At 61.1% G+C, this 15,475-nt stretch carries 13 protein-coding genes; 11 read left to right on the top strand and 2 right to left on the bottom strand.

The genetic code is table 11. From position 1 onward, the window contains the following. The first annotated feature begins 26 nt into the window (after positions 1–26). The gene (locus M2397_RS00200) at positions 27–704 is read left to right on the top strand and encodes an energy-coupling factor ABC transporter permease (RefSeq protein WP_131700428.1); all 678 of its coding nucleotides are present in this window, start codon (positions 27–29) and stop codon (positions 702–704) included. Positions 705–768: 64 nt separating this feature from the next. Here M2397_RS00200 and M2397_RS00195 read toward each other — a convergent pair whose 3' ends face one another. Beyond that, the gene (locus tag M2397_RS00195; RefSeq protein ID WP_259242116.1) at positions 769–1,770 is read right to left on the bottom strand and encodes a helix-turn-helix domain-containing protein; all 1,002 of its coding nucleotides are present in this window, start codon (positions 1,768–1,770) and stop codon (positions 769–771) included. Between the two features lie 507 nt (positions 1,771–2,277). Here M2397_RS00195 and M2397_RS00190 point away from each other — a divergent pair. From M2397_RS00190 to M2397_RS00145, 10 genes are all read left to right on the top strand, one after another. Beyond that, positions 2,278–3,525, top strand: coding sequence for an acyl-CoA dehydrogenase family protein (locus M2397_RS00190; protein ID WP_259242115.1), 1,248 nt, complete (start codon positions 2,278–2,280; stop codon positions 3,523–3,525). 190 nt (positions 3,526–3,715) lie between these two features. Further along, complete coding sequence (locus tag M2397_RS00185) at positions 3,716–4,666, top strand: transporter (protein ID WP_131700431.1); 951 nt, start codon at positions 3,716–3,718, stop codon at positions 4,664–4,666. A gap of 397 nt (positions 4,667–5,063) precedes the next feature. Further along, positions 5,064–5,897: an EamA family transporter gene (locus tag M2397_RS00180; protein WP_131700432.1), complete on the top strand. Its 834-nt coding sequence runs from the start codon at positions 5,064–5,066 to the stop codon at positions 5,895–5,897. 132 nt (positions 5,898–6,029) lie between these two features. Next, on the top strand, positions 6,030–6,557 hold the full coding sequence (locus M2397_RS00175) for an RNA polymerase sigma factor (protein ID WP_131700433.1): 528 nt from the start codon (positions 6,030–6,032) through the stop codon (positions 6,555–6,557). After that, entirely contained in the window at positions 6,550–7,506 is a 957-nt protein-coding gene (locus tag M2397_RS00170) for a FecR family protein (protein ID WP_259242114.1), read from the top strand. The genes M2397_RS00175 and M2397_RS00170 overlap by 8 nt, the downstream gene beginning before the upstream one ends. 104 nt (positions 7,507–7,610) lie before the next feature. Beyond that, positions 7,611–10,052: a TonB-dependent siderophore receptor gene (locus M2397_RS00165; protein ID WP_184744885.1), complete on the top strand. Its 2,442-nt coding sequence runs from the start codon at positions 7,611–7,613 to the stop codon at positions 10,050–10,052. Between the two features lie 99 nt (positions 10,053–10,151). Beyond that, the gene (locus tag M2397_RS00160; protein ID WP_131700436.1) at positions 10,152–10,931 is read left to right on the top strand and encodes a PhzF family phenazine biosynthesis protein; all 780 of its coding nucleotides are present in this window, start codon (positions 10,152–10,154) and stop codon (positions 10,929–10,931) included. A gap of 36 nt (positions 10,932–10,967) precedes the next feature. Beyond that, entirely contained in the window at positions 10,968–12,797 is a 1,830-nt protein-coding gene (gene ggt / locus M2397_RS00155) for a gamma-glutamyltransferase (RefSeq protein ID WP_259242113.1), read from the top strand. A 23-nt stretch (positions 12,798–12,820) separates the two neighbouring features. After that, complete coding sequence (gene pgeF, locus M2397_RS00150) at positions 12,821–13,543, top strand: peptidoglycan editing factor PgeF (protein WP_131700438.1); 723 nt, start codon at positions 12,821–12,823, stop codon at positions 13,541–13,543. A gap of 475 nt (positions 13,544–14,018) precedes the next feature. Further along, positions 14,019–14,333 carry a DNA-binding transcriptional regulator gene (locus M2397_RS00145; protein ID WP_090409699.1) on the top strand — a complete coding sequence of 105 codons (315 nt, stop codon included), beginning with the start codon at positions 14,019–14,021 and terminating at the stop codon, positions 14,331–14,333. 26 nt (positions 14,334–14,359) lie between these two features. On the opposite strand, the gene ddlA is transcribed toward M2397_RS00145, so the two are convergent. Further along, positions 14,360–15,454, bottom strand: coding sequence for a D-alanine--D-alanine ligase (gene ddlA, locus M2397_RS00140; protein ID WP_145335607.1), 1,095 nt, complete (start codon positions 15,452–15,454; stop codon positions 14,360–14,362). Between the last annotated feature and the right edge of the window lie 21 nt (positions 15,455–15,475).

Here is a 15,475-nt window from a genome sequence, read left to right as displayed (position 1 = left end):
GCAGAGGCGGCCAAGGAGTCATCGTCATGCATATCGAACCTGGCCTCGTGGAAGCCGGAAAACTCTGGCTGAGCTATGTTACCGCCGCAAGCGTCGGCACCTACACCGTCAAACTCGTTGCGGACGCCATTGGTGAACGAGGTGCCGTCTCGCTGGTAGTTCGCGCCGCCGCCGCCACGGCGCTGGTGTTTGGCTTCTTTGAACTGCTACCCCATCATCCGGTTGGCGTCTCGGAGGTGCATCTCATACTCGGCTCGACGCTGTTCCTGTTGTTCGGTGCAGCACCTGCAGCAGTAGGTCTCGCTTTGGGGCTGTTAATCCAGGGTCTGTTCTTCGCCCCATTCGACCTGCCGCAGTACGGCATGAACGTCACCACCCTTTTGGTACCGCTGTTAGCAGTTGCTGCCCTGGCGCGGCGTATCATCGCGCCAAACACGCCCTATGTTGATCTGAGCTATCGCCAGGCACTGGGCCTGTCGACGGCCTTCCAGTCAGGCATCGTCGCCTGGGTTGCCTTCTGGGCCTTCTACGGGAAGGGCTTCACGGCAGAGAACGCACTGTCAGTCCTGACCTTCGGCAGTGCCTATATGACCGTCGTCATCCTCGAACCGCTGTTGGACCTGGCCGTGCTGGCCGGAGCGAAGGCAACGCATCACCTGCGCAATAGCAGGCTGGTCGAGCGTCGTCTGTACCAGGCCGCCTGAGTCGAGAGACGCCAGTCCAGGTCAGACTGTCCCCGGGCATTCGAAGACCGCAATGCTCGGGGCATCAAAGAAGATTCTGGACCGATCCACAACTGTTCGTTCCTGGTTTGACTTCACCTTCTACGCTGGCTGCGAGTCCGCGTGGGGAGATCCCGAACCGCTGCTTGAACAACCGGGAGAAATGCGAAGCATCGTTAAAGCCCCAGCGCAGCGCTACGGCGAATACGCCAGGATGGCCGGAACTGCAGAGATCGCGAGCGCTGTGCCGCAAGCGCAGCTCCCGAATCAGGCCACTGACAGAAAATGGCTCCTCCTCGAACAGGCCATAGAGTGTCCGGCGCGAGACTTTGAATCGCGCCGCAAGCAGGTCCGGCCCGAGCCCGGGTTCAGATAAATGATCGGCTATATAAGTTTCGACCGCCTGGCGGAAGGCTGTCCGCACCGGTACCCGGTCCTGCTCCTGCGCCTCCAGCGTGGCGCCCAACGCGATGGCGATGACGCCATTGAGCGCGGCGCTGAGCCCATGCTGCGCCTGTATGCCGACGCTGGCGTCCATCTGTTCAAGCGAACGGGCGAAGCGAGCCGCGACCAATCCAAGTCCCGCTTGTCCACTGACGCAGCGCGCTGTCGCCTGGCGCGGTGCCGCGAGCCTGGACACCAGTTGCTCCCTGGGTATACGGAATGACAGCACTCGCCAATCTTCCCTGAAATCGAGAAAGTAGGGACGCGTGGAGTCCACGACGGAGAAGTCACCGGGCAACACCAGTGTCTCCTGCCCATCCTGACGCACCACGCATGACCCTTCCAACTGGAAGTTCGCGAAACAGAACTCGACCGGGTTGCGGCGGATTTCATCCCAGCGTCGTTGGACGAACTGCGCACGGGAAAACACGCGGGTCTGCGCGCTCATGGAGAGGGGCCGGGAGCTCACCTCGCCCGTGAAGTCCGATCCTGCATGCTCTTGCTTGAGGATGGGATTGAGCGAGACGAAGGCTTCGCAGAGGACCTCACGCCAGTAGCTGAATCTTTCGCGCTCCACGCACGCTTCGGTAGTCCAGATTTGCATCCTGCGGTCACCCCTCAGTGGCGCAAAAGACAATCATCACGAGCGCAAGCCAGCGACTAATTTCTGAGCCAATGTCACGGTATTGCAGGCCGCTCAGACGTGTCATGTGTTCCTCCTGTTGCACAGATCGTCAACTGGTCTTGCACGCAAAGGCAAGTCGCCGGTTGATGGGCTGCAGGCGCCCTGGCACGGCATTTTCGTTTGTTCCTGCGCGGTGCACGGCGGGAATGCGAATGTGTCATGTCGGTGCAGTTTTTCGCCGGATAATCAGGCGCAGGACTGACCCCATGTGACCTGCGGCAGAAAGACGCAAAGTCCGCGCCAGAACCAAGGGGGCATTCACCCGCTACAGGCTCTTTCTGCAGAAGGCACAACCTCAGTCGGGAAAGCCCTGCGCCCTTGCGCAAATCGTCAACTGGGGTTGCACGCTCCAGCGAGACCGAGGCAGTCCGGCTGCCTACGATGGGTTGTCCGTTACCTAACCCACCGCAAGAAAGGTCGCTTCCCATGGCTATCGATTTCCAGCTCACCGAATCACAGAAGGCTTTACAGGCAAGCGCGCGAACCTTCGCCGTCGAAGTCCTCAGCAAGGTCGCCTCCACCATCGCCCCAATCGCGCGACCGGAAGACCGGTTCTACGCCACGCGGCCGTTCTACGATGCAATGGTCGACGCCGGCTTCATCAAGGCGTTGCTGCCAGCCTCGTTCGGCGGCAGCGCCCTGACCACGCTGGATTTTGCGTTGGCTGCCGAAGAACTCGCCGCCGCCGACGTCAACTTGCCTTCGGCCTTACTGGGCACCGGCCTGGGTTTGCACGCGGTGCTGCACCACGGCACCGAGGAGCAGAAACGCCGCTTCCTGCCGGACTTCGTCGAAGATGGCTCGCGCCTGGCCGCCCTGGCCTTCACTGAGGTCACCGGAGGCGCGAACTACGACAGCCCTGACCCCTCCGCCGGCGTACAGACATTCGCCCGCCTCGAAGGCGACGAATGGGTCATCAACGGCGCAAAGCACTACACCACCAACGGTACCGGTTGGGACGGCAAGGGCGCGCACCTGTACAGCGTCATATGCCGCACCGATGCGGCCCTGCCGCCACAGCAATCGCTGGCAGTCATCATGGTGCCCGGCAGCGCTCAGGGCATCGAGATCGCGGGCTTTCTCGATACCGTCGGCCATCGCGCGACGATCTCGCCGCGCATCCATTTCAACAATGTGCGCGTGCCGGCGGCCAATATTGTGGGCAAGCCGGGCGATGGCATTGCCATGGTGGAAGATGCCTTCTCCTGGACTGCGGCTCTTATCGGCGCGGCCTGCGTAGGTGTGATGCGCGCGGCCTTCGACGTCGCGTTGAAGTTTGCCCGCACCGACAAACGCTCCGGCACGGTGCCTGTGATTGAGCACCAGAACGTTGGCTTCATGATGGCCGACATCAAGATGCGCATCGAGGCTGCGCGCTACCTGACCTGGAAAGCCTGTCACCAGCTCGATATCACCCAGGGACGCAGCCGCGAACTGGCCATCATCACCAAGGTGCACTGTTCGGAACTGTGCGTTCAGGCTGTCTACGATGCCATGCGCGTTGTCGGTGTCGATGCCTACACCGACCTCTACCCGTTGGCCGGCCTGATGCAGGACGCGCTGTGTTTTCCCCTGTACGACGGCGGCAACATGGGGGTCCGCCGCCGGCAACTCCATGCCCTGCTGCGCTCGCCGGCCTACGACGCCATGGCCTGCGCAGAGGCACGCAGTTGAAGCGGCCCCCGTGCCACGAGGCGTAAGCGCCGAGCAGCTGTCCTTCCCAGCACAACGAATGACCGCCCCAACAAAGCGACTTGGGGCGCTCCCCCCCTATCTTTGTCATGCGCACTACCGCGTTGTCCTGTGTCGCCGCATTTCGCCGACCGATCAATGACAGATGACTACTCGAGAGAGGACTTCCGTAATGACCCAAGCATTCTCCAGCGTCGCCCGCAGGACCGGCCACGTGTCAAAGGCCGGTACCCACTCGCCCCTGAGCTGCATGAACAAGGTATTGGCCTTGGCCTGTCTACCGATGGTCACGATGGTACCGATGACCGCCCGGGCCATCGATGTGGACATCGGTGATTTCGTCCCGGCGCCGGAGGGTACGACAGCGGGGTTGCTGTACCTGCAGCATGCCAAGCGCGACAAACTCTATGCTCAGGGACGGCAGACGGCGCGGGATCCTCGGCTGGTCTCGGATGTCGGTATCGGGAGGCTGGTGCACTACACCACGATTGGCGGGCTGACGGTAGGCCCCCAGATCCTGGTACCGTTTGGCCGGCTGGATGCCGGGCGCGACACGAGTGCACTGGGCAAGACCAGCGGGGTAGGTGACGTCATCCTGGCCGCACCAGTCTGGTTGATCAACGACTCAGCGTCTCGCACCTATCTAGCCATAGCGCCCTATCTTTACCTTCCAACGGGTAGCTATAGCCACGACCGCCCGCTCAATCTGGGTGAAAACCGCTGGAAGTTTGATTTACAGGTAGGTTTCGTCAAAGGGCTGACCGACAATTGGTATGTCGATTTGACCGGCGACGTCATGTTCCACGGCAAGAACGACAACTATGGCGCTGCCGGCGACACGCTCAAGCAGAAACAGCTCTACCAGGGGCAGGGATATTTGCGTTACCAGTTCACGCCCGGAGCCAACGCTTTCGTCGGCCTGTCGCAGACCTGGGGCGGTGAGACCCGGGTCAATGGCGTTGACAGCAACGACGAAGCCCGGCAACGAAAAATCAGCGTGGGTGGCAGTTACTTCATCCGCCCGAAGACGCAACTGCTAGTAGCCCTTGGGCGCGACCTTGAGGTGGAAAATGGCTTCAAGGAAAGCGCCCGCATCAACGTTCGACTGTTGCAGGTGTTCTGAGTAGGAAGACAACATGTTTGTCTAGCCCCGAGCCAACAATCGATCGAGCAGACATTGAGCACCGAGCTGCCGCGCACCACTGTCGGCATGCACCGGTGCACTGTCTCATCTTCGCGCCACCGACTCGACGGTCACTCACTGGAAAAATCAAGCCGATTGCGCTCTTAAAGGAGTTCGCATCAGCGAAGACGAAGAAGAACGCCTGGCGTTAAAACATATCCGGGCATGGGGTAGCCAGGCGTAATCGAACAGCATTTGCCCTCAATTGACGCGTAACCCAGTACTGATAACGGCTTACCGAAAGGTAGACCGTTTTTTTATGCCTTGAAGAAAGTGCCTGGGGCATACTCGCAGCGCCCCTCCTGGATACAGAACTTAGCCAATAGGACGTCCCTTCATGAGCCTTGATGTGTTCGCAATCATCATGCTGGGCGCTGCGTTGCACGCCACTTGGAATGCCGTGGTCAAGGGCGGTGACAACAAGCTGCTGACCACCTGCATGATCGCGTCGATCGCATCACTGATCGCATCGGCGGTCATTCCGTTTCTGGAACTGCCATCCAAGGAAAGTTGGCCCTTCATCGGCGCGTCGGTGATTTTGCAGGTGGTGTATTTCGTGCTGGTCGCCTCGACTTACCGCATTGCCGACATGAGCCAGACCTACCCGATCATGCGCGGCACCGCGCCGTTGCTGGTGGCGACAGCGAGCGTAGGGCTGTTGTCCGAATCCTTGTCCTCCTTCGCCTGGCTTGGCATTGCCATCATCTGCATCGGCATTTTGAGCATGGCTGCAACCCCCGGCATCGGTCAGCGAAAAGGGCTGCTCCTGGCGCTGGTCAACGCGGCAGTCATTGCCGGCTACACCCTTATCGACGGTGTGGGTGTGCGCAAATCCGGCGCGCCTGCGGCCTATACGCTGTGGATATTCCTGCTCACCGGCATCGCGCTTGCCCTATGGGCATGTGCCGTCAGGCGGCGGGAGTTCTGGCGCTATCTGGCGCGCCACTGGCGTCCTGGCGTTATCGGCGGCTTCGGCACCGTCGTGTCCTACGGCCTGGCGCTTTGGGCAATGACGGCGGCACCGATCGCCACGGTTTCGGCGCTCAGGGAAACGTCGATTCTGTTTGGCGTGGTGATCTCGGCACTGGTGCTCAAAGAACAGCTGACCCGCCGCCGGATCATGGCCGCGTGCATCATTGCCGGCGGGGCGATGGTGTTGCGACTGGGCTGACGCGCCGGTCAAACCCATGACATGCCCGGCAGGGCTGCTCTCCAAACAAATCCCCCGCCACCCTATCAAATGAGACCACCTCTCATTAATATGCCTGCTATTCGCGCAACGCCGCATCAGGGTATCGGGGCCATGGAGACAGGGACGCCAGGGGATCAGGAAAAACTCAGCGCCGTTTTTATCGGGCAGCGCAGTGCGTTAATCCGTATGCTGTCGCGCGTCGTCGGCTGTTCGAGCCAGGCGGAGGACCTGGCCCAGGAAACCTACCTGAAGGTGGCGAAAGCGCTGTACGCCCGCCCTATCGAACACCTGAAGCCGTTTCTTTATCAAACCGCGCAGTACCTGGCCTTTGATCATCTGCGCAGTGTGCGCAGCAAAAGGCGCTATGAGTGCCATTTGGCCGAAAGCCTGGTTGTCGAGGTGCCCACCACGGCACCCGGACCGGAGAGCCAGGTCCAGGGCCAACAGCAACTGCTGCAGTTTCAACAGGTGCTCGCTACCTTGCCCAAACGCCAGCAACAAATCCTGGTATTGCATCGACTGCATGACCTGTCCCAAAGCGAGATCGCCCAACGTCTGCAGGTGTCGTTGAGCACGGTGGAAAAAGATCTGCGCCAAGCCCTCACTGCCTGCGTCAAGCAAACGACCGACCATGATTGATCGTGCCGATATCCCCGATGCCATACGTAAGCAGGCGACCGACTGGTTCGCCCAGCGCGATGAGACGGTGCGCAACCCCATCACCCGCCAGCGCTTTGAGCAGTGGCGCGATGCGGATCCCCGGCACGCCACGGCGTATGCGGAACTGACCGCGATGTGGGAAAGCCGTGCCTTCGAGCAAGCCTTGAAAAACCTCGCCGGCGACCTGGAGTTGCCCCCTGCCCCGCAAGCCGCCACGCACCGCAAGACACGCTTCGTGGCTGCCGCCGCTGCCGTGTTGATCACGCTGGGCATCGGCTGGATGACCGATGTGCCGATGCGCCTGCAGGCTGACCACATGACCGACATTGCACAGTTGGAACGCTTTGACTTGGAGGACGGCTCGCACATCGTGCTGGGCAGCCACAGCGCCATCAGCATCGCTTTCGACGGTGCCCATCGCCGCATCAAGCTGCTGCGCGGTGAACTCTATGTCGAAGCCGCCCATGACTCAGACCGCCCCCTTAGCATCGAAACCACCGAGGCCCGCGTCACCGTAGTCGGCACGCAATTCAGCGTCAGCCAGCGCGACGCGGGCGTCACCGTCGCCGTGCGCCAAGGCCAGGTACGCTTCGCCAACCGCAAGGGCGAACAGAGCCTGTTGCAGGCGGGCAACTGGCAACAGTTGCTGGGTGGGCATCTGCAACCGCTGTCCCTGGACGGTGGTGAACGACAGATGGCCTGGATCAACGGACGGCTGTCGTTCCAGAACGCGCCGCTGGCGCAGGTGTTGGCAGAAATCCGCCGCTATTACCCCGCACCGATCCTGTTATTGAACGATACCGCCGCCGGGGAGCGGGTCAGCGGCAATTACCAGTTGGATGATCCCCAGGCGATCGTGCAGGCGTTGGGTAAAGTCACTTCAACCCGGGTCCAGCGCCTGCCTGGCGGCATCCTGGTAATTCGCTGACACAGCCCACCTGACACCGTCGAAAAAAGTTTTACGGCTTTCGAAGCTTCAACCCGTCAAGAACTTTGCCTTTGCAAATCATTCCTATTTCTAACGGGGCTCACATGCACTTCCCAGCACTCAATCCGACCCACGCCCGCAGCATTCTTGCGCTCGCCATCTGCCTGGCGTGCAGCACTGCGGTTGCCGTGGAACCGGCGGGCAAACCGGCCATTCGTGAAGCAGCAGATACCCGCAGCTTTGCCATCGCGCGTCAGTCGCTGGTCAATGCCTTGGATCAATTGAGTGTGCAGAGCGGGCTGCAAATTGCCTATGCGGCTGACCTGGCCCAAGGCGTCGAATCGCCTGGCGTCAGCGGCCGCATGACCGCCCTGGAGGCGCTGACCCGATTGCTCAAAGGCACGCCCCTGAGCTTCGAGCGCAACGGCCCTGACGCAGTCATGCTGACCCGCACCGAACAACCCGGCGCGGCCTTGCAACTGGGCACCACCACCGTCATCAGCAACCAGTTGGGCACAGTCACCGAAGGCACCGGTTCCTACACCCCGGGCACCATCGCCACGGCCACGCGCCTGGTGCTGACCCCGCGCGAAACGCCGCAGTCCATCAGCGTCGTCACGCGCCAGCACATGGATGACTTTGCCCTCGACAGTGTCGACGACGTGATGCGCCATACCCCTGGCATTACCGTGTCGGCCTACGACACCGACCGCAGCAATTACTACTCGCGTGGTTTTTCGATCAACAATTTCCAGTACGACGGTATCCCCTCGGCCGTGCGCAACGTGGCCTATTCGGCGGGCAACACCCTGAGCGACATGGCGATCTATGACCGGGTCGAAGTGCTCAAGGGCGCCTCCGGCCTGCTCAGCGGCGCTGGCTCCCTGGGCGGCACCATCAACCTGGTGCGCAAGAAACCTACGGCGGAATTTCTCGGCCACATCACCACGGCGGCGGGCACCTGGGATCACTACCGCACGGAAGTGGACGTCAGCGGCCCGCTGACCGAAACCGGCAATGTGCGTGGGCGTGCCGTGGCGGCCTATCAGGACAACAAATCGTGGGTCGACCGCTACTCGAACAAAAGCTCGGTGTTCTACGGCATTCTCGAATTCGACCTGTCACCCGACACCTTGCTCACCGTGGGCGCCGATTATCAGGACAGCAAACCCAAAGGCTCCACCTGGTCCGGCAGCTTCCCGCTGTTCAACTATGCCGGCGAGTTGAACAATGCCAAGCGCTCCTTCAGCAATGCCACTGACTGGAGCAGTTGGCAGCAATACACCCGCACGGTGTTCGCGAACCTGGAGCACGACCTCGGCGACGGCTGGGTGACCAAACTGCAACTGGACCACAAGCTCAACGGCTACGACGCCCAGATGGGTGCGATCCAGTTCTACCAGCCGGCGGCGGACGGCACCGCAAATATCAACGCCCAGCGCTACAAGGGCGAAACCACCAGCGACTCGGCCGATCTGTATATCAGCGGCCCGTTCAATTTTCTCGGCCGTGAACATGACCTGGTGGTCGGTGGATCCATCAGCACCGCCCATTGGAAGGGCAAGGGTTATTGGGACGAAACCTTCCCCACCGCCAACCTGGTCGACTACTTCAACTGGCATGGCAACCTGGCCAAGCCCGACTGGGGCGTGGCCTCCCAAGTCACCGACGACACCATTCGCCAGACCGGCATGTACGTCACCACCCGCTGGAACCTCACCGACGACCTGAAACTGTTGCTCGGCGGGCGCGTGGTCGACTACACCCTGACCGGCAGCACCGACACCTACCGTGAAACCGGACGCTTCATTCCCTATGCCGGGGCCATCTATGACCTCACGGACAACCTGTCGGCCTATGTCAGCTACACCGATGTCTTCATGCCCCAGGAAAGCTACAACCTCGATCGTAACCGCAAGCTGATTGACCCGGACGAAGGCGAGAACTATGAAGTGGGCCTCAAGGGTGAGTTCCTCGATGGGCGCCTTAACGCCAGCCTGGCGTACTTCGAGGTGAAGGAAAGCAACCGCTCCCTGCCCGACGATGCGTACAACAACCAGACGCCGACACCGCCCAACTTTGCCTTCAAGGGCACCGATGCGACAACCAAAGGCTATGAACTGGAACTGTCCGGCGAAATCGCCCCAGGCTGGCAGTTGCAGGGTGGCTACACCCACAAAGTGGTGCGCGACGATGCCGGCAAAAAAGTCTCGACCTTTGAGCCCGAGGATCAGGTGAGCATGTTCACGATCTACAAGCTCAAGGGCGAGCTGGACAAAGTCAGCGTCGGCGGTGGCCTGCGCTGGCAGAACACGGTGTGGCAGGACATCTACAACAGCCCCAGGAATACGACCGAGAAATTTTCCCAGGAGGCCTACTGGGTGGTGGACTTGATGACGCGCTACCAATTCACGAAAAACCTGTCGACCACGCTGAACCTCAATAACGTGTTCGATAAGCCCTATTACACCAACGTGGGCTTCTACAACTCCGCCATCTACGGCGCACCGCGTCACTTCATGCTGACCACGCGCTGGGACTTCTGACTGCCTGAGCCACACGGCCTATCACGAGGTAGGCCGTTTTTGACGCCCTCCCTTGCCACTGTTAGTGTCCAGCCTTCCCCATACACGGAGTGCTTCACGGTGAAACTGGACATCTATCAAGTCGACGCCTTCAGCCAACATGCCTTCGGCGGCAACCCTGCCGCGGTGTGCCCGCTCACCGAGTGGCTGCCTGATGAGCAACTGCAGCATATCGCCGCCGAAAACAACCTCTCCGAAACCGCCTACTTCGTGCCCCGCGATGGGTTCTATGAGTTGCGCTGGTTTACCCCGCAAGTCGAAGTCGACCTGTGCGGCCATGCCACGCTGGCGACGGCGTGGGTGTTGATTCACGCGCTGGCGGACGCACCCCAGGTGCTGCGCTTTGCCACCCGCAGCGGCGAGCTTCGGGTGACGCGCAAGGGGGATGAGCTGGCGATGGACTTTCCCGCCCGGCAACCACAGCGTTGCGAACCGCCCGCTGGAATGTTGAGTGCCCTGGGGATCGAGAGCGCCGACGTGTTCGGCACCGATGACTACATCGTGCTGGTGGACGACGAAGCCCAGGTCGCCGCGCTGACGCCTGATTTTGCGCAGCTCAAGGGCTTGCCCAAGCGCGGGATAGCAGTCACCGCCAAGGGCACGCGGTTTGATTTTATTTCACGCTGGTTCGGGCCGAATGTGGGGGTCGATGAAGACCCGGTCACCGGTTCGGCGCATACCTCGCTGGCACCGTTCTGGGCCGAGCGCCTGGGCAAATCGCACTTGACGGCCGAACAAGGGGGCCAGCGCAAGGGCCAGTTGCACTGCGAGCTGCAGGGCGACCGCGTGATTATTTCCGGCAAGGCAGTGTTGTACATGCAAGGCACGATTTACCTGTAAACCGCAGCGCCCCCAGGACAAAAGATCATTCGCAAAATGAACGGAGTTCAGCACGTGTTTTCGATTTCCCTCCGCCAACTGTCGCTCATGGCGGCAGCCCTGAGCCTGGCTGCCTGCCACACGCCGGTCAACGAACAGCCACCGGCACCGGAGTTGGGCTCGGGCTATCGCACCGACCTCAGCACCCGCCATGCCGAGCGCCATATGGCCGCCGCCGCCAACCCGCTGGCGGCCGAGGCCGGACGCGAGATGTTGCGCCAGGGCGGGTCGGCAATTGACGCTGCCATTGCGATGCAGGCGGTGTTGACCCTGGTGGAACCACAATCTTCCGGCATTGGCGGTGGTGCGTTCATCATGTTGTGGGATGGGAAAAACGTGCATGCCTATGACGGCCGCGAAACGGCCCCGGCGGGGGCGACCGAGCGGTTGTTCCTGAACACCGACGGCACGCCGATGGCCTTCACCGACGCGCAGATCGGCGGGCGCTCGGTGGGCACGCCAGGGGTGCTGCGGGCCCTGGAAATGGCCCATAAGAAGACCGGCCGCCTGCAATGGGCCAAGCTGTTCGAGCCAGCGATTCGTTTGTCGGAGCAGGGCTTCGCGATTTCACCGCGCTTGCACAGCCTGATCGCCGCTGACCGCTTTATCCCGCAATCGCCGGAGATGACAGCCTACTTTCTGAATGCCGATGGCACGCCAAAAGCCGCCGGTACACGGCTGAAAAACCCGGCGCTGGCCGCTGTGTTCAAGCGCATTGCCAAGGAAGGGCCGGACGCCCTGTACCACGGGCCGATTGCCGATGAAATTGCGCGCAAGGTGCAGGGCAACCGCAATGCGGGCAGCCTGACTCAAGCGGATCTCAAGGGCTACGTCGCCAAGGAACGCGCGCCGCTGTGCACCGATTACAAGCGCTGGAGAGTCTGTGGCATGCCACCGCCGTCCTCAGGCGGGATTGCGGTCGCGCAGATGCTCGGCACATTGCAGGCCCTGGAAGCCCGCGACCCAAGCCTGGCCATCGCGCCGATGACACCGATAAAAAGCGCCTCGCCTGCCGGGCTTGAACCCACGCCCGAGGCCGTGCACCTGCTCGCCGAAGCCGGTCGCCTGGCCTTTGCCGACCGCGCGCTGTACGTGGCCGATGCGGACTTCACACCGGTGCCGGTGGCCGGCCTCGTGGCCCCGAACTACCTGGCACAGCGTGCCACGCTGATCGGCGAGCGCAGCATGGGCATCGCCAAGCCAGGCCGACCGGCCGGTATTCAAGTCGCGTACGCACCGGACCGTTCGCCGCTGCGAATCTCCACCTCACAAGTGGTCGCCGTAGATGACCTGGGCGGCGCCGTGTCGATGACCACCACGGTGGAAGCCGCGTTTGGCTCCCATGTAATGGTCCAGGGCTTTTTACTCAATAACCAGATGACCGACTTCTCATTCATCCCCGAAGAAAACGGCCAGCCGGTAGCCAACCGCGTGCAACCCGGCAAACGCCCGCGCTCGGCCATGGCACCGACCCTGGTGTTCGACCGCGAGAGCGGTGAGTTGCTGGCCGCGGTCGGTTCGCCGGGCGGCTCGCAAATCATCGAGTACGTGAGCAAATCCCTGGTGGCGATGCTCGACTGGAACCTCGACCCGCAAGCCGCCATCGGCCTGCCCAATTTCGGCAGCCGCAATGGGGCTACCGAGCTGGAAGCGGGCTTGTTCAGCCCAGGCCTGAAGCAGGCGTTGAAGGACAAGGGCCATGAGCTGAGCGAGATCGACATGACCAGCGGTATCCAGGCCATCGTGCTCAAGCGGGACGCCCAGGGCAAGGTGTCGCTGAGCGGCGGCGCCGACCCTCGGCGCGAAGGCGAAGCGCTCGGCGACTGACTTTAGTGAACGGAGGGAATCCCTTGCACCAGGCTGAAAATCTCGCTGCCATCCCTGGCATCGACCACGGTTTCTGTTCGATCGACGACCCGCTGCGCCCGGATGAAGTATTCATCTGCAAGCAAGTGCACAGCGCCTCGGTGATTGAATGGCAGGCGGGCCAGGTGGCCAATACGATCGAGGCCGATGGTGTGTTGACGCACCACGCTCACCCGATCGCGGTGATCACCGCAGATTGCCTGCCCATTCTGTTCGCGTCGAAAACGGGCGAACGGGTGGCCGCAGTCCATGGCGGCTGGAAGGGGCTGCAACGCGGGATTATCGCCAACGTCATGCAGCGCTTTGCCGCCGAAGGGATTGCAGCCGACCAGCTGCAAGTGGCTATCGGCCCATCGATCAAGCCGTGCTGTTATGAAGTGAGCGAAGGCTTTATCGCCGACTTCCAGAGTGACCAAGGGCACCTGTGGCAACACGCCCAGGCACCGTGGAGCTTCGTGCAACCGGCACCGCTGCAATCCCCGCAGATGGCCCCGCCCCATGCACGGCAAGCAGGCAGTGCGTGGTTTGACTTGAGCGGGTATGGGTTGTTGCTGCTGCAAGCGGCGGGCGTCAAGCGTGAGCAGATCGACGTGAGCGAGGTGTGCACCTACTGCACGTCGCCGACGTTTGCCAGCTACCGCAGAAGGACGCATCAGCCGGAGGAAGCGAAGACGTTGATTTATTCGTGGATTGCTCGTACAGACTGACACGAGAAGGCCTACAACACTCTTTCTCAAATCCTCTACATGTCTTCAGATCGCAAAATGCCATGTCATTTTTTGCGATAAACCCCCTCTTGAGCGGCGCCTTTTCACCTGCGATTTTCTGGCCCGCACTTTCTTGCCAGGGGCTACGTCAAAGACGTAGAATTTCTCGTGTTAACGATCATAGAATCTCCATTGTTCAGCAAACTATGGCCTGACTATTGGAGCGAAGATGAAAAGGGTATTTTCATGGCGTTTCTTGCCAGCCATCCCGATGCCGGGAATGTTATTCCTGGCTCGGGCGGTTGCCGAAAAGTACGCTGGTGCTTGGAGGGTCAGGGCAAAAGGGGGGCAGTGCGAGTCATCTACACCACTCAATTGGCTTGCGGAGCAATAGTAGCCCTACTGATTTACGGCAAGGGCGCTACGGAGAATATTCCAGCGCACATCCTGTACAAAATTGCGAAGGAGATGAACCATGCCACTCACTGATAAACAACTGAAGGAACGTGACGCCAAACGCAATATCGGCGAAGAATTACTGAGCGCTATTCAGGATGTTAAAGCAGGACGCTACGGCGCCGTGCAGCAGATCGAAATCACTCAAGCTGCCGAAGCAAGAAGCAAGACAGGACTGTCGCAACCCAAATTTGCCGAGCTTTTGGGGGTTTCGGTAAGAACCCTTCAAGAGTGGGAACAGGGGCGTCGTTCCCCCTCCGGCGCAGCACGCTCACTGCTACATATTGCGGCCATAAGACCAGACGTTTTTCGGGAAGTCCTCAGTAACGCCTGATGGCGTTACTGGCCACTCCCTGAGGATCAACGGCTGATCTTCAACCCCTTACGCCCCGCATGCCGCTCCAACGCCAGCTCGATCAACCGGCTCACCAACTCGCTGTAGCTCATCCCCGCCGCCTGCCACAACTTGGGGTACATGCTGATACGGGTGAAGCCGGGCAGTGAGTTGATTTCGTTGATCAGCACTTCGCCATCGTCGGTCAGGAATACATCGACCCGCGCCAACCCCGCGCAACCCAGCACGTCAAACGCCTCGAGGGCCAAGCGGCGAATCCGCTCACTGGCTTCATGGCTGATATCAGCCGGCACCACCACCTGGGCCGCCTGCCCGTCGATGTATTTGCTGTCGTAGGAGTAGAAACCGCTGCTCACCACAATCTCGCCGCAGCCGCTGGCGACCGGGTTTTCGTTACCCAGCACAGCGCATTCTATTTCGCGGCCGCGCACGGCCGATTCCACCAGCACCTTTTGATCAAAACCCAGGGCCAGTTCAACCGCGGCGTGGTACTCAGCCTCGTTGCCCACCTTGCTCACACCCACCGAAGAACCCTGGTTGGCCGGTTTGACGAACATTGGCAGGCCGAGTTTATTCACCGCAGTGTCAAAGGAAATACGCGCGGCGTTGCTGCGGGTCAGGGTGATGAACGGCGTCACGGCAATGCCGGCGTCGCGCAGCAGACGTTTACTGATGTCCTTGTCCATGCACACCGCCGAGCCGAGCACGTCAGAGCCGACGAAAGGCAGATCAGCCATGCGCAGCAGGCCTTGCAGGCAGCCGTCTTCGCCGAGGGTGCCGTGGACGATGGGGAAGATCACGTCGATGTGTGCCAGCAGGCCGTTGCCGGAGGTTTCCACCACCTGCTGGCTGGCCTTGCCGGGCACCACCGCCAGTTCACGGTTGGATTGGTTAAGGGCGATGAGTGCCGGGTTTTCCTGGTTGATCAGGAAGTTCGAGGTGTCGTTGAGGTGCCAGTGGCCGGCCTTGTCGATGCCGATCAGGACTGGCTCGAAGCGTGTGCGGTCGAGTGCATCGACAATATTGCGCGCCGACTGCAACGAGACTTCGTGCTCGGCCGAACGACCACCAAAAATAATCCCCACCCGCACCTTGCTCATGACTCGGCCTCACTGTCGAAA

Source organism: Pseudomonas sp. BIGb0381, from assembly GCF_024809815.1.
GTDB lineage: Bacteria > Pseudomonadota > Gammaproteobacteria > Pseudomonadales > Pseudomonadaceae > Aquipseudomonas.
Note: the sequence above shows the minus strand (reverse complement) of the source record. Positions and strands in the feature narration are given on the sequence as shown.